Source organism: Allorhizobium sp. DMC15 (assembly GCF_056314065.1).
Genome location: NZ_JBQUZB010000003.1, coordinates 168,233 through 192,156, shown reverse-complemented (window position 1 = coordinate 192,156; position 23,924 = coordinate 168,233). Strand labels below are relative to the sequence as shown.

Annotated in this window: 20 protein-coding genes and 1 tRNA gene; 8 read left to right on the top strand and 13 right to left on the bottom strand. The window is 61.9% G+C overall.

Annotated elements, in window-relative coordinates; translation table 11 throughout:
• Nucleotides 1-107: 107 nt before the first annotated feature.
• The 4 genes from recJ to ACT53S_RS15150 form a co-directional block, all read right to left on the bottom strand.
• On the bottom strand, nucleotides 108-1,913 hold the full coding sequence (gene recJ, locus ACT53S_RS15165; protein WP_476067614.1) for a single-stranded-DNA-specific exonuclease RecJ: 1,806 nt from the start codon (nucleotides 1,911-1,913) through the stop codon (nucleotides 108-110).
• A gap of 230 nt (nucleotides 1,914-2,143) precedes the next feature.
• A complete protein-coding gene (locus ACT53S_RS15160; RefSeq protein WP_476067613.1) occupies nucleotides 2,144-3,463 on the bottom strand; it encodes a homoserine dehydrogenase in 1,320 nt (439 codons plus the stop codon).
• A 70-nt stretch (nucleotides 3,464-3,533) separates the two neighbouring features.
• On the bottom strand, nucleotides 3,534-4,751 hold the full coding sequence (locus tag ACT53S_RS15155; protein ID WP_476067612.1) for an LL-diaminopimelate aminotransferase: 1,218 nt from the start codon (nucleotides 4,749-4,751) through the stop codon (nucleotides 3,534-3,536).
• 227 nt (nucleotides 4,752-4,978) lie between these two features.
• Complete coding sequence (locus tag ACT53S_RS15150; protein ID WP_113377434.1) at nucleotides 4,979-5,383, bottom strand: SHOCT domain-containing protein; 405 nt, start codon at nucleotides 5,381-5,383, stop codon at nucleotides 4,979-4,981.
• 159 nt (nucleotides 5,384-5,542) lie between these two features.
• Here ACT53S_RS15150 and phaC point away from each other — a divergent pair, with 159 nt between their 5' ends.
• The 7 genes from phaC to ACT53S_RS15115 all read left to right on the top strand — a co-directional run bounded on the left by phaC (nucleotide 5,543) and on the right by ACT53S_RS15115 (nucleotide 14,007).
• Nucleotides 5,543-7,375, top strand: coding sequence for a class I poly(R)-hydroxyalkanoic acid synthase (phaC, locus tag ACT53S_RS15145; RefSeq protein WP_476067611.1), 1,833 nt, complete (start codon nucleotides 5,543-5,545; stop codon nucleotides 7,373-7,375).
• A gap of 19 nt (nucleotides 7,376-7,394) precedes the next feature.
• Nucleotides 7,395-8,114, top strand: coding sequence for a DNA/RNA nuclease SfsA (sfsA, locus tag ACT53S_RS15140; RefSeq protein WP_476067610.1), 720 nt, complete (start codon nucleotides 7,395-7,397; stop codon nucleotides 8,112-8,114).
• 40 nt (nucleotides 8,115-8,154) lie between these two features.
• Nucleotides 8,155-8,979 carry a type I methionyl aminopeptidase gene (map, locus tag ACT53S_RS15135; protein WP_113377431.1) on the top strand — a complete coding sequence of 275 codons (825 nt, stop codon included), beginning with the start codon at nucleotides 8,155-8,157 and terminating at the stop codon, nucleotides 8,977-8,979.
• Nucleotides 8,980-9,150: 171 nt separating this feature from the next.
• Nucleotides 9,151-9,963, top strand: a complete 813-nt coding sequence (radC, locus tag ACT53S_RS15130) for a RadC family protein (RefSeq protein WP_476067932.1) — start codon at nucleotides 9,151-9,153, stop codon at nucleotides 9,961-9,963.
• Nucleotides 9,964-10,108: 145 nt separating this feature from the next.
• Nucleotides 10,109-11,533, top strand: a complete 1,425-nt coding sequence (gene sthA, locus ACT53S_RS15125; protein ID WP_113377430.1) for a Si-specific NAD(P)(+) transhydrogenase — start codon at nucleotides 10,109-10,111, stop codon at nucleotides 11,531-11,533.
• Between the two features lie 131 nt (nucleotides 11,534-11,664).
• Nucleotides 11,665-12,870, top strand: a complete 1,206-nt coding sequence (locus tag ACT53S_RS15120; RefSeq protein WP_476067609.1) for an MFS transporter — start codon at nucleotides 11,665-11,667, stop codon at nucleotides 12,868-12,870.
• A gap of 117 nt (nucleotides 12,871-12,987) precedes the next feature.
• Nucleotides 12,988-14,007 (top strand): LLM class flavin-dependent oxidoreductase, encoded by a 1,020-nt coding sequence (locus ACT53S_RS15115; protein WP_476067608.1) that lies wholly within the window; start codon nucleotides 12,988-12,990, stop codon nucleotides 14,005-14,007.
• 20 nt (nucleotides 14,008-14,027) lie between these two features.
• Here ACT53S_RS15115 and ACT53S_RS15110 read toward each other — a convergent pair whose 3' ends face one another.
• The 5 genes from ACT53S_RS15110 to ACT53S_RS15090 form a co-directional block, all read right to left on the bottom strand.
• Entirely contained in the window at nucleotides 14,028-14,777 is a 750-nt protein-coding gene (locus tag ACT53S_RS15110) for an MBL fold metallo-hydrolase (protein ID WP_476067607.1), read from the bottom strand.
• Nucleotides 14,778-14,886: 109 nt separating this feature from the next.
• The gene (tig, locus tag ACT53S_RS15105; RefSeq protein ID WP_476067606.1) at nucleotides 14,887-16,362 is read right to left on the bottom strand and encodes a trigger factor; all 1,476 of its coding nucleotides are present in this window, start codon (nucleotides 16,360-16,362) and stop codon (nucleotides 14,887-14,889) included.
• A gap of 181 nt (nucleotides 16,363-16,543) precedes the next feature.
• Nucleotides 16,544-16,628 (bottom strand) — tRNA-Leu (locus tag ACT53S_RS15100).
• A gap of 148 nt (nucleotides 16,629-16,776) precedes the next feature.
• Entirely contained in the window at nucleotides 16,777-17,352 is a 576-nt protein-coding gene (locus ACT53S_RS15095) for a GDYXXLXY domain-containing protein (RefSeq protein WP_476067605.1), read from the bottom strand.
• Complete coding sequence (locus ACT53S_RS15090; RefSeq protein ID WP_476067604.1) at nucleotides 17,349-18,458, bottom strand: DUF2157 domain-containing protein; 1,110 nt, start codon at nucleotides 18,456-18,458, stop codon at nucleotides 17,349-17,351. The genes ACT53S_RS15095 and ACT53S_RS15090 overlap by 4 nt, the downstream gene beginning before the upstream one ends.
• Nucleotides 18,459-19,034: 576 nt before the next feature.
• On the opposite strand from ACT53S_RS15090, the gene ACT53S_RS15085 reads away from it, so the two are divergent.
• On the top strand, nucleotides 19,035-19,181 hold the full coding sequence (locus ACT53S_RS15085; protein ID WP_006728511.1) for a DUF1127 domain-containing protein: 147 nt from the start codon (nucleotides 19,035-19,037) through the stop codon (nucleotides 19,179-19,181).
• Between the two features lie 93 nt (nucleotides 19,182-19,274).
• Here ACT53S_RS15085 and ACT53S_RS15080 read toward each other — a convergent pair whose 3' ends face one another.
• From ACT53S_RS15080 to cobI, 4 genes are all read right to left on the bottom strand, one after another.
• Nucleotides 19,275-20,240, bottom strand: coding sequence for a nucleoside hydrolase (locus ACT53S_RS15080; RefSeq protein WP_476067603.1), 966 nt, complete (start codon nucleotides 20,238-20,240; stop codon nucleotides 19,275-19,277).
• Between the two features lie 90 nt (nucleotides 20,241-20,330).
• Nucleotides 20,331-21,110: a precorrin-4 C(11)-methyltransferase gene (gene cobM / locus ACT53S_RS15075; RefSeq protein WP_476067602.1), complete on the bottom strand. Its 780-nt coding sequence runs from the start codon at nucleotides 21,108-21,110 to the stop codon at nucleotides 20,331-20,333.
• Nucleotides 21,107-23,113: a precorrin-3B C(17)-methyltransferase gene (cobJ, locus tag ACT53S_RS15070; RefSeq protein WP_476067601.1), complete on the bottom strand. Its 2,007-nt coding sequence runs from the start codon at nucleotides 23,111-23,113 to the stop codon at nucleotides 21,107-21,109. Before cobJ ends, cobM begins: the two co-directional genes overlap by 4 nt.
• A complete protein-coding gene (gene cobI / locus ACT53S_RS15065; RefSeq protein ID WP_476067600.1) occupies nucleotides 23,113-23,850 on the bottom strand; it encodes a precorrin-2 C(20)-methyltransferase in 738 nt (245 codons plus the stop codon). Before cobI ends, cobJ begins: the two co-directional genes overlap by 1 nt.
• Between the last annotated feature and the right edge of the window lie 74 nt (nucleotides 23,851-23,924).

Genomic DNA, 23,924 nt, shown 5'->3' with positions numbered 1-23,924 from the left:
CCCTTCGTCTATCGGTTAGGACACCAGATTTTCATTCTGGGAAGAGGGGTTCGACTCCCCTAGGGCGTGCCACTTCGACTTCCCCACTATCATCGTAGAGACAGCAATCACGGTGCCTTTGCGGCGTCGAGAATTCGAAACTGGACGCGCCTGTTGCCCTGCCAGTGGTCGGCGCTCAAGGTGCCGGCGACGTGGATCTGATTGCCGCGGCTGTTCATCAGGAAATGCCCGAGATCGGTCTCGGCGGCGCGGAAGGCGATACCGTCGAGTCGCGATCCGTCCATGCCTTCCAAGGTGACCTTGATATGGGTGGTCCCCACCGGCCGGACATCCCTCAATCTGTGCAGCGGAACGGCAAAAATCGGCTGCGGATGACCCGAGCCATAGGGACCCGCCGATTCGAGCTGGTCGACCAGAGCCAGCGTTGCGCCCGAGGCGCCGATTGCGCCGTCTATCTTCAGCGTCTGGTTCGCCGCCAGTGCCGACACCTGGGCCGTGGCCTGTTCATCGAAAAAGCCTCGCAGGCGGCCAAGATTGCCGCGCTCGACGGTGAGACCGGCTGCCATAGCGTGCCCACCACCCTTCAGCAGAAGCCCGTTGTCGACGGCGGCTCGGACCATTCGTCCGAGGTCGAAGCCGTTGATCGAGCGGCCAGAGCCCGTCCCCTTCCCCATGGAATCGAAGGCGATTGCAAAAGCCGGACGCTTGAACCGCTCCTTGAGCCGCGCAGCGAGTAGTCCGACGATGCCGGGATGCCAGCCATCCTTGGCGGTGACGATCACGCCGGCCTTTTCACCCGTCCCGTATTCGGCCAGCGCTTCCGCCTCGGCTTCGGCCAGCATGATCGCTTCCATAGCCTGACGCTCGCGGTTCAGTTCGTCGAGCTTTGCAGCGATCTGCTCGGCTTCAGCGGGGTCGTCGAGGGTCAGCAGGCGACTGCCGAGGGCGGCGTCGCCAATGCGACCGCCGGCATTGATTCTCGGGCCCACGAGAAAGCCGAAATGATAGGGCGTGACGGGTCCGCCGATGCCCGCGACCTTCAGCAGGGCGGCAAGCCCGGCATTGTTCTGATGACGGGCGGCAATCAGGCCCTTAGTGACGTAGGCGCGGTTCAGCCCCTTGAGTGGCACCACGTCGCAGACCGTGGCAAGGGCCACGAGGTCGAGCCAGGCGAGTAGATCAAGCGAGCGGGCATAGGGATGGCCCGCCTCCCGCAGACGGCGCAGGGTTGCCACCAACACCATGAAAACCACGCCGGCGGCGCAGAGATGCCCCTGCCTCGACAGATCGTCCTCGCGATTCGGATTGACCAGCGCATGGCAGACCGGCATCTCATGCCCCATCTGGTGGTGGTCGATGACGACCACGTCGACGCCCCGCCGCTCCGCGGCACCCAGCGCCTCGACGCTTGTCGACCCGCAGTCGACCGTGATCAGGAGATTGGCGCCCCGTTCGATGAGTTGGTCGATCGCCGCAGCGTTCGGTCCATACCCCTCAAAGATCCGGTCTGGAATGTAGATCTCCGCTTCGATGCCGAAATGCCGCAGGAAACGCAACATCAGCGCCGACGACGCTGCGCCATCAACGTCGTAGTCTCCGAAAATGGCGACACGATCCTTTGCATTCACGGCTGCCGCGATGCGTTCGGCTGCCTTGTCGCAATCAGTCAGGGTCGAGGGATCGGGCATTAGGCTGCGGATGGTCGGGTCGAGAAATGCCGGCGCATCATCGACGCCGACGCCACGACCGGCGAGCACGCGGGCGACCAGTTCCGGGATGCCGTGAATCTGGCTGATGGCAAGCGCGCGGTTGAGAGCCGCCTGATCCGCGCGCGACATCCAGCGCTGCCCGCTTGCCGACTGGTCGACACCAAGGAATGCGCGGATGACGGGATCAACGGGTTCGTTGGACATGCCTGCTCTCTGGATGACCGGGCGGGCGTCGATGGACGCGCTTCATCACACCATCGCCATGACGCCTCGTCACCGGACATCGTTACTCGACCTGGTATCCCTAGCCCGAGTGCAGCTTGGACGCTACGGCCCGATGTCCAGAAACAGCCCAAGCCTGTGGATCAAAAGCCAGCGCCGTGCAGCGCGATCGCCACAGACCCGCAGTTTACTCCCATCCAGAGCGTGCCCGATCAACCCTTTGGTCGTTCGATGCGGATCACCTGGGGTTCACCAATCAGATAACCTTCGCCCTTGATGGCGCTGACCGCTTTGCGAACGGCACTCTCCATCGTCGCGTGGGTCACGAGGATGATCGTCTGCGGACGATCCGCGGTTGTCGGCTGCTTCGAATGCTGGACGATGGATTCCAGCGAGATCGCATTTTCGGCCATCCGGGCCGCGATGCTGGCAAACACCCCGGTGCGATCCTGCACCGTCAGTCGGATGAAGTAGCCACCTTCGTGGCTCTGCATTTCGGCCTGGCGATACGGCTCGAGCAAATGGGCGGGACGGCCGAGGACTGGCACTTCCTGCGCGCCCGGGCGGCTCTTGGCGATATCGGTTATGTCGCCGAGTACGGCGGAGGCCGTGGCATTGCCGCCAGCGCCGGGGCCAACCATCAGCAGCTCACCGAGGATGTCGGATTCGAGCGCCACTGCATTGGTCACGCCGTCCACCTGCGCGATGACACTGTCGAGCGGGACCATGGTCGGGTGAACGCGCTGCTCGATGCCGCTCTCCGTCTTCTGGGCAACGCCCAGGAGCTTGATGCGGTAGCCAAGGTCGGCTGCCGCATGAATGTCCTCGATCGAGATATTGGTGATGCCTTCGAGGTAGATCTTGTCTGCAGAGATCTCGCAGCCGAAAGCCAGCGTCGTCAGGATCGACAGCTTGTGGGCGGTATCATTGCCCTCGATGTCGAAGCTCGGATCAGCTTCCGCGTAGCCGAGGCGCTGGGCCTCCTTGAGGCAATCCGCGAAGGACAGGCCCTCGCGTTCCATCCGGGTCAGGATGTAATTGCAGGTGCCGTTCATGATCCCGTAGATGCGGGAGAAGTTGTTGCCGGTGAGCGACTCACGCAGCGTCTTGATGACCGGGATGCCGCCAGCGACCGCCGCTTCGTAGTTCAGGAGGCGTCCCTTCTCCTCGGCGAGTTTGGCGAGCTCAACGCCATGGCGCGACAGAAGGGCCTTGTTGGCGGTGACGACATGCAGGCCGCGGACGAGAGCTGCACGGACCGACTGTTCGGCAGCCCCTTCGGCTCCTCCGACAAGCTCGACGAAAACGTCGATATCGGCTCGCATTGCCATCTCAACCGGATCGGCATACCAGGCGATGCCATCCATCAGGATGCCGCGGTCCTTGGAGGCATCGCGGGCAGAGACCGCCGTGACCGTGATCGGGCGACCGCAGGCGACGGCGAGCGCATTGGCGCGGGTCTGGAGAATACGGACGAGCGAGGCACCGACGGTGCCGAGACCCGCCACGCCGATTTTAAGCGCATTTGCCATGAGGCATTCCTGACGTCATCGAAAAGGAAGTGAGGCGGTCCTGAACGGACCGCCTTGGATCAACGTGAACTCAACGGTGGGCGTTGAGCGAAATCACGTTGTGCATCGTCTCGTCGGCCGTCGACAGGAACTTCTTGATATTGCGCGCGGCCTGGCGGATGCGGTGCTCGTTCTCGACGAGGGCGAGACGGACATATTCGTCGCCCATTTCACCGAAGCCGATGCCGGGGGCCACGGCCACATCGGCCTTTTCGACCAGCAGCTTGGAGAATTCCAGCGAACCGAGATGGCGGAATTTCTCAGGGATCTTCGCCCAGGCGAACATGGTGGCCGCCGGCGGCGGCACTTCGAAGCCGGCCTTGCCGAAGCTCTCGACCATGACGTCGCGGCGGCGCTTGTAGACATTGCGGACTTCCGCGATGTCGGAGCCATCGCCGTTCAGCGCATGGGTGGCAGCCACCTGGATCGGCGTGAACGCACCATAGTCGAGGTAGGACTTCACGCGGGTCAGCGCCGAGATCAGCCGCTCGTTGCCGACGGCAAAGCCCATGCGCCAGCCGGGCATGGAGAAGGTCTTGGACATCGAGGTGAATTCGACGGTGCAGTCGATGGCGCCCGGTACTTCGAGTACGGAGGGCGGCGGATCGCCATCGAAGTAGATTTCCGAATAGGCAAGGTCTGACAGCACGATGATGTCATGCTTCTTCGCAAACGCGATGACGTCCTTGTAGAAGTCGAGGCTCGCCACACGCGCCGTCGGGTTGGAAGGGTAGTTGATGATCAGCGCCAGCGGCTTCGGGATCGAATGCTTCACGGCACGCTCGAGCGGCGGGAAGAAGGTCTCGTCCGGCTCGATCGAGATCGAGCGGATGACGCCGCCGGTCATCAGGAAGCCGAAGGCATGGATCGGATATGTCGGGTTCGGGCAAAGAATGACGTCACCGGGTGCAGTGATCGCCTGCGCCATGTTGGCGAAGCCTTCCTTGGAGCCGAGGGTGGCGACGACCTGCGTGTCGGGATTGAGCTTCACGTTGAAACGACGGGCGTAGTAGGCCGCCTGGGCGCGACGCAGGCCCGGAATGCCCTTTGACGAGGAATAACGATGGGTGCGCGGGTCCTGCACGACTTCGCACAGCTTGTCGACAATCGCCTGCGGGGTCGGAAGGTCAGGATTGCCCATGCCGAGGTCGATGATGTCGGCCCCACCGGCTCGCGCGCTCGCCTTCAAACGGTTGACCTGTTCGAAAACGTAGGGCGGCAGGCGCCGGACTTTGTGAAACTCTTCCATCTTCAACCCCTGAAACCGCGCGGATCATAACCGCGGCAGGCGCGCTCGTTTTCCCAGTGAACACACGCTCCGCAACGAACCGCAAAACCGGAGACGGGTGATGGTATCCCAACCAGAGCGCTGACAGCAAATCTTGTCACAAATCCGGTTCAGGGCCTTGCCCGGACCGAAAAAGCACGCTGTTACGCCCAGGCTGCTTTGCGGAAAATCCCGCTCGAACGCAAGTGCTATTTGGCAATCAGCGCCTGGGTATCTGCACCGTGCTCGGCGGCCAGCTTTCGCAGTTCCGCAAGCTTCGCCTGATACTCCGCTTCCGAGATGGTGCCGGCTTTGCGCGCCTTGCTCAGCGCGGTCAGGCGAAACTGGAGGGCTTGCGCCTCTTCGTTGGTCATCTGGACATTTGCCGCATTCAGCGATCCGGCGAAACTCGGGTAGCCGTCCGCGTAGGTCGGTCGCGGCGCGGCAGGCTGCGGCTGGTCGGCATCCTCGACGGTGACTTCGAGACCCGTCGCTGCCGGTGCGGCCGTGGGCGCAGGGGTCGACTGGCATCCGGCTCCGGCGCCGAGCGCCAGAAGACAAAAGAGTGCGGCATGCCTGCTGCGACCAAAGATAATGCTCAAGCTCTCCACCATGGCCTCGATATATCGCTTCTTCGCAGCAGTGACGCCCTGCAAGGGTGCAGTGATCGGCCACCTGCGAAAGACTATGTCCCAATCGCTGGAACTTGTAGTCGTTTTCATGCAGGATAGGCAAACACAAAAGACGCCAGAACAATCCCCGGGGAGGACACCATGGACAGGATGCGGGAGGAGACCGGAGCTGGCGCTGCATTCGATCCGAAGCTGATCGAACCCTATATCATCAAGGATCCCCAGGCGCTGGCCGTCAACGCTGCCAGAGCACTCGAAAACCTGGGAAAAGCGGCATCGGCCTGGCTTGAGCCCCGACAGGGCGGAGAGCTGTCCGATCCGGTCTCGGAGCCTGTCGCCGAGCTCGTGAAGACCATGGGCAAGGTTGCCGAATACTGGATGTCGGATCCGAAGCGGACCCTTGAGGCGCAGACTCATCTGCTCAATGCCATCTTCGGCGTGTGGAGCCGGTCGATGACGCGATTCGCCGAACCACAGCAGCCAATCGACGACCCGCTTCCGAAGGACAAGCGTTTTTCTGACGAAGACTGGCAGCGCAATCCCTTCTTCGACTTCCTGCGTCAGACCTATCTCGTCCTGTCGCAATGGGCCGAAAAGATGGTGAGCGAAGCCGGGGGGCTGGACGAGCATACCCGGCACAAGGCCAATTTCTACATGCGACAGATCACGGCAGCGCTCTCGCCCGCCAACTTCGTCGCGACGAACCCACAGCTCTATCGGGAAACCGTGGCCAGCAGCGGCGCCAATCTGGTGAAGGGCATGCAGATGTTTGCCGAGGACATCGCAGCCGGTGGCGGCGATCTTCGCATCCGCCAGACGGATACGAGCAAGTTTGCGGTCGGCGAGAACATGGCGATTACGCCCGGCAAGGTGATCGCCCAAAGCGACATTTGCGAGGTCATTCAGTACGAGCCAGCGACCGAAACGGTGCTGAAGCGCCCTCTTCTGATTTGCCCGCCCTGGATCAACAAGTTCTATATCCTGGACCTCAACCCGCAGAAGAGCTTCATCAAGTGGTGTGTCGATCAAGGACAGACGGTCTTCGTCATCTCCTGGGTCAACCCGGATGAACGACATGCCAAGAAGGACTGGGAGGCCTATATCCGCGAGGGCGTCGACTTCGCGCTCGACACCATCGAGAAGGCGACCGGCGAGAAAGAGGTGAATGCCATTGGTTATTGCGTCGGCGGCACGTTGCTCGCAGCCGCGCTCGCCCTGCATGCACAGGAGAAACGCGAACGGATCAAGAGCGCGACACTCTTCACCACCCAGGTCGACTTCACCTTTGCCGGCGACCTCAAGGTCTTCGTTGATGAAGGCCAGTTGCACAGCCTGGAAGAGCGGATGCAGGAGACGGGCTTTCTCGACGGCTCGAAGATGGCGGCGGCCTTCAACATGCTGCGCGCGTCCGAACTGATCTGGCCCTATTTCGTCAACAACTACCTGAAGGGCCAGGATCCGACGCCGTTCGACCTGCTCTACTGGAACTCCGATTCGACTCGCATGGCGGCCGCCAACCACTCCTTCTACCTGCGCAATTGCTACCTCAACAACACGCTCAGCCAGGGCAAGATGGAACTCGCCGGCAAGCGGCTGTCGCTCAAGGACGTCACCATCCCGATCTACAATCTCGCCACCCGAGAAGACCACATTGCGCCTGCGAAATCGGTGTTTGTCGGGAGCAACCTGTTCGGCGGTCCGGTCGAGTTCGTGCTGTCCGGCTCCGGCCACATCGCCGGTGTCGTCAACCCTCCGGACAAGACGAAGTACCAGTACTGGACCAATGGCCCGGCCGTCGGAAACTACGAGGACTGGGTGCAGACGGCCAAGGAAACGCCCGGCTCATGGTGGCCGCATTGGCAGAGGTGGATCGAGAGCCTGGACGATTCCCACGTGCCCGCGCGTAAACCGGGCGGTGCGGCGCTCAACGCGATCGCCGACGCCCCCGGCCGCAACGTGCTGGTGCGCGTGTGACGCGGAGGCATATCTCTAAGTGATCTTCGATCCGCCTCTGGTGCCTGCCACGCTTGTCCGCCGTTACAAACGATTCCTGTTCGACGCCGTGCTCGACGACGGCCGCGAGATCACCGGATTTTGCCCCAATACCGGCTCGATGCGGGGCCTGACCACTCCCGGAGCGCGGGTTTGGCTGTCACACCACGACGCACCTAACCGCAAATATAGTCACGCGTTCGAACTGATAGAGGCGGACGAGACCATCGTCGGCGTCAACACCGCGTTGCCGAACCGCTTGGCGGAGGAAGCGATCCTGGCCGGGTTGATCCCTGCCCTTGCCGGTTTTGCCGTACTGAAGCGCGAGCAGCGTTACGGTCGCAATTCCCGGATCGATATCCTGCTTCAAGATCCGGCAAAGGGCAGCGTGCATGTCGAAGTGAAGAACGTGCATTTCACCCGCGAGGCGGGCTTGGCCGAGTTCCCGGACAGCGTGACGACACGCGGTGCCAAACATCTCGACGAGATGGGGGATCTGGTCGAGACCGGTTTTCGAGCCGCCATGCTGTTCGTGGTCCAGCGTGCCGACTGCAAGAGGCTGAAGATCTGCGGCGATCTCGATCCGGGATACGGCCGCGCCTTCAACCGGGCCATTGCCCGAGGCGTTGAGGCCTATGCAATCAGATGCGCGCTCGATCCGTTCAAAATCGTACCCGAAAGCCTCATCCCGATAGACGAAGACGGTCTGCGTGCTTTATGAACGGCCAAGATCCTAGATTAGACGTTTCGAAAGCCACCCCATGGTCACCTATATCGACGCGGCAACTGCGCCGCTGAAAAACACCGGCGCTATCAGGCTCTATGATGCCGAGGCCTTCGAGGGCATGCGCCGCGCCTGCCAGCTGACGGCGCGCTGTCTCGACGCATTGGTGCCGATGGTGAAGCCGGGGGTGACAACGGCCGCGATCGATCGCTTTGTCTTCGAATTCGGTGCCGATCACGGCGCCCTGCCGGCGACACTGAATTATCGCGGCTACAAATATTCCGTCTGCACGTCGATCAATCATGTGGTCTGTCACGGCATGCCTGATGACAAGCCGCTGCGGGACGGGGATATCGTCAATATCGACGTGACCTTCCTGCTCGACGGGTGGCATGGCGATTCCAGCCGCATGTATCCGGTTGGCCAGATCAAGCGGGCGGCGGAACGGCTGATGGAAGTCACCCATGAGTGTCTGATGCGCGGCATTGCGGCAGTGCGCCCCGGTGCGCGCACGGGTGCGATCGGCCAGGCCATCCAGACCTATGCGGAAGGCGAGCGCTGCTCGGTGGTGCGCGACTTCTGCGGCCATGGGGTCGGCCGGCTGTTCCATGACAGCCCGAACATCCTGCATTACGGCAAGGCTGACGAGGGTCCGGAAATGCGTGAGGGCATGATCTTCACCATCGAGCCGATGATCAATCTCGGCAAGCCGCATGTGAAAGTGCTCTCGGACGGCTGGACGGCGGTCACCCGCGACCGGTCGCTCACAGCCCAATACGAACATACGGTCGGCGTGACCTCCACAGGCTGCGAGATTTTCACTTTGTCGCCTGCGGGTCTCGATCGCCCCGGCCTCGGCTGACCCGTCGAAGACGCCGACACACCTTATCGCAACTTGAACTTGCGCGCGGCAGCAGTCGTGTCACTATATTCCTGCGGCGGCGGGCCGCTCGACCATGATGGTCAGGATTGGGGTGGTATGACGCGCAAGCTTCCGTTCTCAGACGAACCTTCGCCTGCCGAGGGTGCTGTGATGCAAAATCCCGGTGATCTGTTCGGACCGGGCGAAGTCCTCCCGGACGGTTCCTTCGACGAACGCAGCTTCTTTGCAGAACAGCCGACGCGCGGCAAAAACTTAGCGAAAGCGACTTCCACGCGTGCGACGATGCAACCGGAAGCACACTACCTCGGACATAGGGAACGCCTTCGTAACCGTTTCCGTGATGGTGGAGAGACTGCGCTTGCCGACTACGAGCTCCTGGAACTCCTGCTTTTCCGGCTGATCCCGCGACGGGACACGAAGCCGATCGCCAAGGCCCTGATCGCCCGCTTCCAGACTTTGGCGGGTGTGCTGGGCGCACAGCCCGCCTTGTTGCAGGAGGTGAAGGGTGTGGGCGAGACCGTGGCGCTCGACCTGAAACTGATCGCCCATGTCGCCCAGCGCATGCTGAAGAGCGAACTGCGCGAAAAACACGTACTTTCCTCCTGGTCCTCGGTGATCGATTATTGCCATGCCGCCATGGCCTATGAAGCTACCGAGCAGTTCCGCATTCTCTTCCTCGATAAGCGCAATGTCCTGATTGCGGACGAGATCCAGGGACGGGGAACGATCGACCACACTCCGGTCTATCCGCGCGAGGTGGTGAAGCGGGCTCTCGAGCTGTCGGCCACCGCCATCATTCTCGTCCATAATCATCCAAGTGGCGATCCGACACCGTCCCGGGCCGATATCGACATGACGAGAACCATCGTCGACACGGCCAAGCCGCTTGGAATCACCGTCCACGACCACATCATCATCGGCAAGGACGGGCATGCCAGCTTGCGAGGTCTGCGGCTGATTTAGCCGCATTGCGGCCTCGAAACTGCCGTTGCCGGACCAAGATCATCGCCAATCCCATCGCATGATAATGAAACAGTTAGATTGCCCTGCTATGTTTTGTGCGCGACATTGCACCGCAGCATGAATTTTGACGAATCAGAGGCGCCCCATGAACCAGTATGACCTCGTCGTGATTGGCAGCGGACCGGCCGGACGCCGCGCGGCGATCCAGGCGGCCAAGCTGGAAAAGAAGGTGCTCGTGATCGAAAAGGGGACGCGAGTGGGCGGCGTGTCCGTGCACACCGGAACCATCCCGTCCAAGACGCTGCGCGAGACGGCTCTCAACTTGACCGGCTGGCGTGAGCGCGGCTTTTATGGTCGCAGCTACCGCGTCAAGCAGGAAATCAAAGCGGAAGACCTCCGTCGCCGTCTGCTGATCACCCTTGATCACGAGGTCGAGGTGCTGGAGCACCAGTTTTCCCGCAACCGCGTTTCGCAAATGCGGGGCACCGCACGCTTTCTCGATCTGCACACGATCGAGGTGACCAAGGACGACGGCGAAGTTCTGCACGTCAAGGCAGACACTGTACTGCTGGCGGTCGGTACGCGACCGTTCCGTCCGACGCACATTCCCTTCGACGGCGTAAGCGTGCTCGACAGCGATGAAATCCTGGAGATCAAGGAGTTGCCGCGCTCGATGATCGTCATCGGCGCCGGCGTCATCGGCATCGAATATGCAACCATCTTCTCGGCACTCGACACGGCCGTCACCGTGGTCGAGCCGCGCGACACGATGCTCGACTTCATCGACAAGGAAATCGTCGAAGACTTCACCTATCAGCTGCGTGACCGGAATATGAAGCTGATCTTCGGCCAGACGGTGGAAACTGTCGAAAAGATCGATGGCAAGTGTCGCGTCACCCTGAAAAATGGCCGCGTTCTGATGGCTGAAATGGTGCTTTACGCCGCCGGCCGCGTCGGCGCCATCGACACGCTCAATCTGTCGGCGATCGGCCTCGAAGCCGACAATCGCGGCCGCCTCAAGGTCAATCCCGAGACTTTCCAGACTTCACTGCCGAACATCTATGCGGCTGGCGACGTCGTCGGTTTCCCGTCGCTCGCCTCGACGTCGATGGAACAGGGCCGAATCGCTGCCCGCCATGCGGTCGGCGCGCCCGCGCATGATCCGCCGCAGTTCTTCCCCTATGGAATCTATGCCGTTCCGGAAATCTCCACCTGCGGCCTGACGGAAGAGGAAGTTATCCAGCGCGGGATTCCCTATGAAACGGGGATAGCGCATTTCCGCGAGACGTCGCGCGGCCACATCATGGGCCTCGACAGTGGCATGCTGAAGATGATCTTCTCGCACAAGACGCGTCGGCTGCTCGGCGTCCATATCGTCGGAGAAGGCGCGACCGAACTCGTCCATATCGGCCAGGCCGTACTCAATCTCAAAGGCACGGTCGAGTATTTCGTCGAGAACACCTTCAATTACCCGACGCTCGCGGAAGCCTACAAGATTGCAGGGCTCGACGCCTGGAACCGCATGGGCGAACTGAAGGTCGAGAAGATCGAGCGCAAAGCGGCCGAATGACCCGCTGGCGAGCAAAGGTGCACCTCACCTCCCATTGAAGCTGACGCGAGCGACGACTCGTGCAAAGGTAGCGGTGTTTCCACTCCGCCACCGGCGGCTCTCCCCGCTGCGGCTGCCGCAGAGATCTTTTCATGTTTTCATCCTTCGGCCAGATTGCCGGCCGCCCGCAATTGCTCGTCTTGTCGCTGATGATCTTCGCCCAGGGCTCGGCATTCGGCGCCACCATCCCCTATCTCTCGGTGACGGCCATCGGAACGCTCGGCATGAGCGACCAGGCCTATTCACTTCTGATGCTCGTCTCGTCGGTTTCAGCCGTCACTATCAGCGTGTCGCTGGGCATCCTGTCCGACATGCTGGGCGACCGACGCCACATGCTGATCGCGATGTCGGCACTGGGCGTCATCGGTTATGGGTCGATCTACCTTCTTCCCTCCGTTCCAGTCTTCCTGGGCGCAACCTCGCTCGTGGTGCCGTTTTTCTATGCCACCAGCTCTCTGTTGTTCGCCAGCGCGCGGCTGGAGACGGGCGAGATCGCGCCGGCGGAAGCCGCTTCCATCAATGCCACCTTGCGCGCTGTCGTGTCCGCCGCCTGGGTACTGACGCCGGCGGGACTTGGCTTGGCGCTCGGCGGCTCCGGAAGCATGATCGGTGCCTGGGGGATCGCCGCGCTCTTTTGCCTGTTCATCCTGACTTGCGCGACGCTGATCCTCAAGTCACCGCCCGCACGGGCGCCGGGCAAGGCATCCGGCCCCGGCTTCGGCGCCGCGCTTAAGGAACTCACCGCACCCACCATGCTGGTCCGCATGGTCTCGATTGCCGCGATCACCTCGACACTGCGCTTGAGTGGCACGATCTGGCCACTGATCCTCACGCTCAAGCTCGGCGGAAAGACCGCGGATGTCGGCCTGATAGCAGGCATGACAGCGCTCACCGAAATCCCGTTCATGCTGATGTGGGCGCATTTGCTCAAATGGCATAGTATCATCGGCATTATCGTGACGGCCGCGCTTGGCTACGGCGCATATATGGTCGCTCTGAGTTTTGCTTCGGCGCCCTGGCACATCTATGCGCTGGCGTTGCCAGGGGCAGCGTTTGCCGCCGCCCTTCTCGCTTTGCCGCTCAATTATTTCCAGGACCTCTTTCCGGGACGCCCCGGTCTCGGCACCGCTTTCCTGCCGATCAACTCGTTTCTCGGGAACGGTCTCAACGCTGGTGCCTTCGCCATCGGTTCGCATTTCCTCGGATATTCGGAGGCGGCGTGGCTTGGCCTTGTCCTGACGCTATCAGGGGTGGCGGGCCTGCTCTCGGTGGAACGGCGGGAAAAGCACCGTTTCTGATCGGGCCGAACGAGCGCCGTCTTTGCCACGGAAACAGTCTGTCACCGGCTCTGGTCTATGGTGTGGCACGCGTCGATGCCATCTAGGGTCCAACTTCCATTACGCAGGTGCATGATGATGAAAAAAATCGGCTTTCTCTCCTTCGGCCATTGGTCGCCCTCTCCTCAGTCTGGCACACGTTCGGCGCAGGACACGCTTCTCCAGTCGATCGACCTCGCAGTCGCTGCCGAAGAACTCGGCGCTGACGGCGCCTATTTCCGTGTCCATCACTTCGCCCGTCAGCTTGCTTCACCCTTCCCGCTGCTGGCTGCCGTCGGCGCCCGGACCTCGAAGATCGAGATCGGAACCGGCGTCATCGACATGCGCTACGAAAACCCACTCTACATGGCAGAAGACGCCGGAGCTGCCGACCTCATCTCCCGCGGCCGGCTACAGCTGGGCATCTCCCGCGGCTCTCCGGAGCAGGTGATCGAAGGCTGGCGCTATTTCGGCTATCAGCCAGAAGAAGGACAGAGCGATGCAGACATGGGACGCCGCCATGCCGAGGTGTTCCTCGACGTGCTGAAGGGCGAGGGTTTCGCCCAGCCGAATCCGCGTCCGATGTTCCCGAACCCGCCCGGCCTCCTGCGTCTGGAGCCGCATTCCGAAGGTTTGCGCGAGCGCATCTGGTGGGGGTCCGGCTCGAACGCGACCGCTGTCTGGGCCGCACAGCAGGGCATGAACCTGCAGAGTTCGACGCTGAAGGATGACGAAACGGGTGAACCTTTCCATGTCCAGCAGGCCAAGCAGATCCGCGCCTATCGGGAGGCCTGGAAGGAAGCCGGCCACAGCCGGACACCGCGTGTCTCGGTCAGTCGCTCGATCTTTGCCATCGTCAACGACATGGACCGGGCCTATTTCGGGCAGAGCAAGGACAAGGATTCGATCGGGTTCATCGACGAGAACACGCGCGCCATCTTCGGTCGGTCCTATGCCGCCGAACCGGATCGGCTGATCGACGAGCTGAAGCGCGATGAGGCGATCGCCGAAGCCGACACGCTGCTGCTCACCGTGCCGAACCAGCTCGGCGTTGCCTACAACGCGCATGTCATCGAAGCGATCCTGACCCATGTGGCACCGGGTCTCGGCTGGCGCTGAGGATAACCAAGGCGGCCGGGTCAGAACTTCAGGATCTCGCCGTCTTCGGGAATGACCAGACGGTCGGCGCCTCGCGCGCCGGCCGCAGTCAGGCGCCTGATATCGGCACGCGATACGGTCGCATGGTCGACCGCGTCGAGATGGGTCACGACAACGGCCGCCCCAGCCGCAACTCGCGCTGTTTCGAGCACCATATCTCCATCCATCACCAGTGGCCCCTCGCCGTTCCACAGCGCGCCGCAGCCATGAACCACGACCACGGCCGGACGCTCGCGTTCGAGCACCGCCTCGACCGCTGGACAGAGGATCGTGTCGCCGGCCCAGTAGAGCAGCGGTTCATCAATGGTAGAGAGCAGGAACCCGCTCACCTCGCCCATGTCACCAAGGACCTCAGGTGGACCGTGCTGACCGTCCGTGGTGCGGACATGAACTCGCCCGACGTCGATTCCCTCGCCCACCTCCAGCACCTGCTCAAAGCCCATGGCCCGGATCGCATCTGCATCGCGACCATGGCAGAGAATCGGCATGCCCCTCGGGATCAGCCGCTGTGCCACCTCGTCGAAATGGTCGGAATGCAGGTGGGAGACCAATATCGCGTCGACACCCTCGAGGATGTCCTCGACAGGCAGTGGCAGGCCGACCAAGGGCGATTGCGCGCGGCCGGAATAGCTGCGGCCCTGTCCCCTCTCGGCCAACCAAGGATCGATCAGCAGGCGTGTATCGGCCATCTCGACGATGAGGGTCGCGCCTCGAATGAGCTGGATCTGCATTGGACATCATCCTTCCCCGAGAAACGACAGCGTTCGCACTGTCTATCGCCAAACGCGAAAAAGCCGCCCACAAGGGACGGCTTTTCCGAATTTCATCAAAGCATGAAGATTACTCGGCGTCGCCTTCGGCGGCCTTCTTCTTCGGAGCAGCCTTCTTCTTCGGAGCGGCTTCTTCGCCTTCGGCAGCGTCGTCAGCCTTGGCAGCGGCCTTCTTCTTGGAAGCGGCCTTCTTCGGCTTGTCGCCTTCTTCGGCGTCTTCGGCCAGCAGCTCTTCCTTGGTCACGGTCTTGTCGGTGACGGTGACGTCAGCCAGCAGCTTGTCGATGACCTTTTCTTCGAAGATCGGGGCGCGGAGCGAAGCGGCGGCACCCGGGGTCTTGCGGAAGAATTCCAGTATTTCCTTTTCCTGGCCCGGGAACTGCTGCAGCTGGGCGAAGAGCGAACGCTGCATTTCCTCGTCGGTCACTTCGATGCCGGCCTTTTCGCCGATTTCGGAGAGAACGAGGCCGAGGCGAACGCGGCGCTCGGCGAGCGTGCGGTATTCTTCGCGAGCTGCTTCTTCCGTCGTGTCTTCGTCAGCAAAGGTCTTGCCGGACTGAGCGAGATCGGTGTTGATCTGGCGCCAGATGTTTTCGAACTCGGCATCAATCAACTTCGAAGGCGCTTCGAACTTGTAGATCGCGTCGAGCTGGTCGAGGATCTGACGCTTGACCTTCTGACGGGTGACGTTGCCATACTGGCTTTCGATCTGGCCGCGAACGATTTCCTTGAGCTTCTCGACCGATTCGACGCCGAGCTTGGTGGCCAGATCGTCGTTGATTTCGGTCTTGGCCGGAGCTGCCACTTCCTTGACGGTGATGTCGAAGGTGGCTTCCTTGCCAGCGAGGTTGGCAGCCGGGTAGTCGGCCGGGAAGGTCACGGTTATGACCTTTTCGTCACCGGCCTTCAGGCCAACCAGCTGATCTTCGAAGCCCGGAATGAAACGGTTCGAGCCGATGACCAGCTCGGCGTCTTCGTCCTTGCCGCCGTCGAAGGCAACGCCGTCGACCTTGCCGAGGTAGTCCATGGTGACGCGGTCGCCGTCGGCGGCCTTGCCCTTCTTGGTCTCAAACGAGCGGGCGCTTTCGGCGATCTTTAGGATCTGCTCGTTGATCTCGTCTTCCGAGATTTCGACCACTTCGCGGGTGACCTTGATGCCGTCAACCGGCTTCAGTTCGATGGCCGGAATGATTTCGTAGGACAGCGTGAATTCGAGGTCAGCCTGGGCGCTCAGGATCTTTTCGGCTTCGGCTTCGTCCTCGGTCATGGCGATTTCCGGCTGGGTCGCCGACTTTTCGCCGCGCTCCGACAGGATTGCGCTCGGACGGTCGCGGATGATCTCGTTGACGAGTTCAGCCATGATCGACTTGCCGTACATCTTCTTGACGTGGGAAACCGGCACCTTGCCCGGGCGGAAGCCGTTGATCCGGACCTTGTCCTTCACGTCAGCCAGACGCTCGTTCATCTGCTGTTCCATGTCCTTGGCCGGGATCACGACCTTGATTTCGCGCTTCAGCCCTTCAGCGAGCGTTTCGATAACCTGCATGTTCTTACCTTCATGTCGTGGCGGCCGTGCTCGGGCAGCCGGTGGTTTCACTGAGCACGACGCCGGAATTCATTTTCCCGGACGTGGCTGCGTCGCAATCAAACATTCTGCCAAGCAAAACGGCGCCGGATGATGAGAGCCACAATCAATTGCGTCTCTTATCCATCCCGCGCGGCCCAGCTGGTGCGGGTAGAGAGACTTGAACTCCCACGCCTTGCGGCACCAGAACCTAAATCTGGCGTGTCTACCAATTTCACCATACCCGCGTCCAAAAGCGCATGCTGCGTTCGCGCATGGCCCCTCCGGAGCGCGCGTCTCTATAACACCCGTTTTTGCCCACGCAAAGGAAAAATGACAGGGTCGCGAAGCCGGCAGACCCGGCTCCACAGGCATTGCAGGCCACGCATGACCTGCTCAGTACAGCGGTTCCTCGTAGAGCGGCTGACCGTCGAGCATCAGGGAGCGAATCTGTGCCTGACCGGTATCCGATACACGCGCGGCGACAGAAACTTGGCCCTCGTTGCGCCCGTCTTCGATCGGTCGGCCCTCACCCTCCGGAACGTAATAGCTTTCTATGCCGTAGGAGACCATGAACGAACCGCCTTCGGTCCATTGCCAATCATAGATTTCCACCGGCAGGGACCTGAGGACGACACTGTCCGGCTGGGCCGCCAAAGGCCCGAACGAGGCCTCTGTGACAGTCCAGAAGCCATCCGTACCCGGTGCGATCCGGACATTGATCGGCAGAGAGGCACCAGCCGGTGGCTTTTCGCCCTTGATTGCGGAGTTCGGGATGTTCGAAATGTCATAGGACAGAATGACATAATCGCCGCGCAGCAGGTCGCGCGGATCGACCGGTGCCGTTTTCAGGAGAACCTCTGTGCCTGTGCGCAGGATCGAGGCGCGGCCCTCGATCATCGACCCGAGGATCGCCGTCTGCGCGAGGGCGACAAAAAAGGCGACGGCGGCAAAGGGTTTTGCGGCGATCATGGGCTCACCTCGGCAGTTCGACGGGAGAATCGTTTTTCGAGGCGGACCACAAGGAAAGCGAGAACGGCCACCACCAGGCCCGACAGAAGGAAGAAGGCGGAGGTGCCGAGAATGCTGTCGATGGTTTCGTAGGACAGGTAGAGGATCTCCGCGGCAAAGGCCGCATAGGCCAGGAAACGCACGGCCCCGTTGTCGCGGCCTTCAAGCGCAATGGCTGCGATCGCAAGCCCGAGAATGGCGGCGCCGAGGAGGGCAACCGCCATCGCATCCAGGAGCTGCACCTGGACGAAGGCAAATGCCGAGAAGGCCAGAAGCAAAGCATAAAAGCCGGCGGACGCTCCAAGCCGCCGATGGAGAGCGGCCAGCGGCGAGCGCGGCATTGTCAGGGCGAAGAACACAATCGTGGCGACCAGCGCGATCGAGAGTGCCCAGGCAATATCCCTGTCGATGATCGCGACCCACCACAGCCAGCTAAGCAGCAACAGGTAGCCAAAATGCTTGGCACGGTAAGCACCGGTCCAATGCGCCAGCGCAAAGATCGCGATAGCACCGAAGGGTGGCCACCAGGTCCAGATACCATGCCCCGCAACATCCCAGCCGAAGCTGTCGAAGCTGACGCCGAAAGCAACAAGAGAGAGTGCGCCTGCAACAACCGCCAACGCGCCGGACCGGAAAAGAGCCGCTGAAACCGCCGTCACCGTGAACCAGAGGAACATGGCCGAGAAGGTATCGCCCGAGAGGTGATAGAGTTGGCCGATCAGGGCAATCGCGCCGCCGAAGGTCGCAGCCCCCAGCACCAGCGATGCCGCAGCAATTCGGTCGGCTCCCCATGACCGGGCGGCGAACGCCGCGCCGTGGAAGATCCAGATCAGCGCAAAGATGCCGCCTACCCTGACGATTCGCGGGATCGCCTCCCAGTTGGCCGCCACCAGCATCAGGAGCGATGCTGCGATGAGAGCCGCCGCGAACATCGACAGGACCGTTCCCATGCTGAAACGGCCGCCCCGGGAATCAACGTCCTCCAGCAGCAGCCGCGCCGTCTGCGCATCGATCAACCCGCGCTTTGTCCAGTCTTCCAGATCGTTCTTTAACCTGCCGCGATACATGCCTGCTCGCCCCCATAACCTCGCGCCAATCTGCAATCGCGGGCGCGCAAAGACAAGCCTTTCGCTCCGCCCATTTCCGGGAGCCAGCCTCTTCCATGCGCCATCCGCATGCCTCTCATGCCATTATTGCACTGCACAAACTCGTATGCCTCGCTTATATTCATTTTCAACAGAGCGACGGAACTTCTGGCGCTTCTTCTTCGACCCGCTTACTCCTCCTCCCAAAGCGGGATCGATTGGCCGACGACACTCCTCCTCCCAGTCGTTGGCTTGTAAAAATGACGCTCACCGGACCTCCTCCCCCGGTGAGCGTTATTTTTTTGCCCTGACTCTCCTCGCTCAGTATCCAGAATGATCGCCATGTCGAACAGCGCCTGTTTGGCCGCCGCTGTCCTGACGGATGCAAACGCTCAAAAAAGCATCACTTAACAAAGTGTTAAATCGATTGATATGCGTCTGGCGCATAGGTGCCCTACCGCATTATGTCTTCAATCATTTCGCATCGCAGCATATATTCGGATCAACAAATTCGACGGGCCCACGGACGGGTCCAAACCACCAAAGAGGTAGACCCAAATGAACATCGCTCGCTCGCTCAACAACTGGCGCAAGTATCGTCAGACCATCACCGAACTCGGCCGCATGTCGGACCGTGAACTGCGTGACCTCGGTATCGGCCGCGAAGACATCCGTCGCGTTGCCCGTCACGCCGTCAACGGCTGATCGGCCCCGGCTTCGGCCGGACCAGAATAGATAAAAAAACCCCGGATCTGCAGGTAGATCCGGGGTTTTTCTTTGTCTGCTCGGCGGCGCGACTCAGTCCTCCCGGACTGCAACGATCACGTCGTGAATGAGCCTGAGCACGGCCGGTGCGTCGATCTCCGTGCAGATCTTCTGGCTCGGCAGGTCACCGTCCCAGTCGGAGGGACCGAAACCACGGCCATCCGGCTTCTGGATCGTCTGGCCATCGGCAATGCCGCCGCAAACGACCCGGATCACACCGCTGCGGGTCTTGAAGAGTTCCGGCGCCACGACGTAGACGCAAGCGCAGCTGTCATGCACGACCATGCCGTCATCGACCAGGCCCTCGTAGAAATCGATGTAGAACTGCGAGAGGTCGAAGAGCAGGCGCGCGCGGCTGGTGCCGGCGGCGTCCCTGATATCGGCGAGCTGGCTGCGGGTCATCACCGTCTGCATGGTGACATCAAGTCCGACGACGACGACCGGCCAGCGAGCAGTCATCACGACGTCGGCAGCTTCCGGGTCGCCATGGATATTGGCTTCGGCGGCCGGCGTCACATTGCCGTTGACGTCGAAGGCGCCGCCCATGATGACGATCTCCTTGACGAGATTGACGATCTCCGGGTCTTCCTTCAGCGCATTGGCGAGGTTGGTCATGCGACCGACGGCCACGATGGTCACCTTGCCCGGGTTGGCGCGAACCGTGTCGACGATGAAGCGATGGGCAGGCCGCGGATCGGGATGCACATCCATCACCTCAGGCACGCCGATATTGCCAAGCCCGTCGTCGCCATGGATGAATTTCGGCGGCTCGTGGCTGACACGGTGCGGAAGGAAGGTATCGCCGGCGCCGCGTGCGACGGGCGCATCGATCTTCCATTCGCGCTTCAAAAAGAGCGCGTTGCGCGTGGTCACATCGATTTCGGCATTACCGAAGACGGTGGTGATGCCCAGGAGGTCGATCTCCGGATGATGGTGCAGGAAGAGGAGCGCCATGGCGTCGTCGACGCCCGGATCCGTATCGAAGATCACCTTATGCATGAGAAAAGTCCTTTTCTTGTTGTTGTTGACCGCAGTCCGTCGGGTGGGCGCGACGATAGACCTAGAGCGTGACGACGTGAAGACGCGCGCTCAGGCGCTCGCCTTCTTCTTTTTCCCGACATTGCGCAGCACATGGCTGAAACCGGAATTGTAGAGATCGCTGTCGCGGAACTCGACATGACCGAAGACCTTGCCGACCATGATCAGGGCGGTCCGCGTGATCTTCGCCTTGCGCACTTCCTCCGCCATGTCCTTCAAGGTGGTGCGGATGAAGAGTTCATCCGGCCAGGTGGAGCGATAGGCGATCACCACAGGGCAATCCTCGCCGTAATAGGGCGTCAGCGTATCGCGGATATGGGTGAGATTGCGAATCGACAGATGGATCGCAAGGGTCGCCCGCGACTTGCCCAAAATCTCCAGCGTCTCGAATTCCGGCATCGAGGATGCCTTCATCTCGGTGCGGGTGACGATGACCGTCTGGGCGATCTCAGGAAGCGTCAGCTCTGTCTTCAGCCGGGCTGCGGTCGCGGCAAAGGCCGGCACGCCGGGCACGACATCATAGGGGATACCGAGTGCATCGAGGCGTCTCATTTGTTCGGCGATCGCGCCATAGATCGAGGGATCGCCAGAATGCACGCGCGCGACATCCTCGCCGCGTTCATGGGCGGCCTCAATCTCGGCGATGATCTCGTCGAGATGCATGGGGGCGGTATCCTTGACGAGTGCATCCTCGGGCGCCGCCTTGACGATCTCCTCCGGCACCAGCGAGCCGGCATAGAGGCAGACCGGGCAGCGCTCGATGAGGCGCAGGCCGCGCACGGTGATCAGATCGGGGGCTCCGGGGCCGGCGCCGATGAAATAGACGGTCATGCTTCACTTCCCTTCATGCCACTGTCTGCTTTCCCCGAATAACCGCGAGGCGTGTAAACCCAGGTCTTGCCGTCGCCTGTTGTCACCGTCCGGCTCTCCGACGAGCCGACCACCACGACGGTCAGCATGTCGACATCGTCGACGTTCAATTCGCCCAGCGGCACGGTGCGGACGTTTTCGCCCTCGCGGCCGAGATTGGTGGCGAGGATGACGGGGGTCGCGGCCGGGCGATATTTCAGCAATTCGTCGCGGGCGTAAGCCAGCTGCGTGCGGCGCTTCATCGAGACGGGATTGTAGAAGGCGATGACAAAGTCGCCCTCTCCTGCTGCCTTCACCCGGCGGCGGATATGCTCCCAGGGGGTCAGAAGATCCGAAAGCGAGATGGTGCAGAAATCATGGCCGAGCGGCGCGCCGATTCGGGCGGCGGCGGCCTGGAGTGCGGAGATGCCCGGTGAAACCTGCACTTCGATGCGGCTTGCAGCGTCGGTGATGCCGCCCTTGTCGAAGAGTTCGAACACCAGCGTCGCCATGGCATAGATGCCGGCATCGCCGGAGCAGACGAGCGCCACCGTCTTGCCCTCACCCGCGAGCTCCATCGCATGCACGACGCGGGCCTCTTCCTTGCCGAGGTCGAAATCGTGGCGGGTCTTGCCATCGGCGAGCGGACCGAGCAAGTCGAGATAGAGCGAGTAGCCGACGAGATCGGTCGAGGCCTGGACCATGCGCGAGACCTCGGGCGACCGCCAGCCGTCCGAACCCGGGCCGATGCCGACGACGAAAAGCGTGCCGCGGGCACGGCCGATCGTCTTCGTGTCGAGGATGTCAGCAGCCTTGGCGATCGCGGCCGTAGCGCCCTTCGACTTGATCTTTTCGACGACGAGTTCGCCCGCAGCGCCGACAGCCGCAAGGGCTGCCCCTTCCGCCACGCCATGGCAGCCGACTTCGGCAAAGACCACCTCGGACGGGTTCTTCAGACGCGGCGCCTCAGATTCGAGCGTAGATGCCGTGAAGAAGCGGGCCGGCACGCCGAAATGGGCGGCCACCGCATGGATCGCCGTCTCATCCGCCTTCAGGTCGATCGAGCAGATGGCCGCCAGGCTTTCCCTCGCGAAACCACCCTTTGCGAGCGCTTGCTCGGCGAGTGCGATGGCTTCTTCCGGCTTTGCATGCCGCTCGCAGCCCATGCCGAGCACCAGCGTCTTCGGATGATAGACGAGTTCCAGCTCGCCTGCGGTCTTCTGTTTTTCGGTCACGGAGAGCGTCACGCGGGCCTCTTGTTGGAATGGAAGTCTGGATTGGATGAGCCAGGCGGCGATCTGCGAAACAGCACCCCCCTCTGTCACTTCGTGACATCTCCCCCACAAGGGGGGAGAGTGGGCGTTCGCTTCGCTGCCGGCCTCACCGCCAACATCGGCGGCGTTCCGTTCTCCCCCCTTGTGGGGGAGATGGCCGGCAGGCCAGACGGGGGTAACCGCAACGCTATCAACAACGAGCCGCACACCCGCCCCCGCAACTAGCTCCGCCATCACAGCCTTGGCCTTATCAGGATTGGCAAGCACATAACCATCAGGCGGCTGATCGAGTGCCACGCCAAACTTGAGATCGCCGGCCGTGGTAATCGCGGCATGGGCGCCGAGCGCCGAGGCGATCTGCCGCGCAAGGTCATTGGCGCCGTGGTGTCCCCCGAGCAGCGGCACGACGGAGGAGCCATCCTCGGCGACGGCGAGCACCGGGGGCTCGGTGTGTTTATCGGAGAGCAGCGGGGCGAGCAGTCGGATCAAAACGCCGGATGCCATGACGGCAACGATTGGCCGGCCGGCGGAAAACAGCTCCTGGACATGGTCCTTGGCAGAAGGAAAACGGATATCAGCGTCCGTCACGCGCGAGGCGGCACCATGCAGCTCTCCATTAAGTTCCGCCGCAATGCGGCGGCCAAGCAAAGCGGCTGCCTCACTGAGGATGACGACGGCCGGTTTGGCCGGGGATGCGACGATACCCGTCATCAGGGCCCGCTTCCCGCCGTCTTGGCAAGTGCCGGATGCCAGCGCTCGTCACCCTTGTAGATCAGGATCATCGAGAAATACGGCGCGGTGTCCTCGGACACCTCGGCAAGCGGCGTGAGCTTCTGTTCGGCAAGGCTGACGCGCTCCGCATAGCCCGCCTGTGCGGTCAGCCCGAGGCTCTCGATCAGCGCGCGGATCCGGGCGAAGTGCCGGCCAAGCTTGATGATCGCGACGGCGCCGGACGCTTCGATGCGGGCCGCCAATTCTTGATCGGAGAGAGGCCCTGGCAGCACGGTCAAGACGTCGTTACGGGCCGCAAGCGGCCGTCCGAGGCCTGCGGCTGCGGCCATCATCGAGGAGACGCCCGGCACGACCTCGGTCGGATACCGGTCGGCGAGACGCTCGAAGAGATACATGAAGGAGCCGTAGAAGAAGGGGTCGCCCTCGCAGAGCACGGCGACATCAGAGCCGGCATCGAGATGATGCGACAGCGTCTCCGCGGCCTGGGTATAGATGTCCTGGGCCGGAAAGCGCTCGACCCGCATCGGCACGATGATCGGCACCTCCAGCTGGGCGGTGGTCAGATAGGGAGCCGCGATCTGGCGGGCAAAGCTCGGGCCGGTATCGGGCGCCGGATAGGCGACCACCGGGCAGCCCGTCAGGATGCGATGCGCCTTCAGCGTCAGCAGTTCCGGATCGCCGGGGCCGAGACCGAGGCCATAGAGTTTACCGGTCATGTCTGCTCCTGAATGCTTAACTGCCCCTCATCCGCCCTTCGGGCACCTTCTCCCCGCAAGCGGGGAGAAGGCCG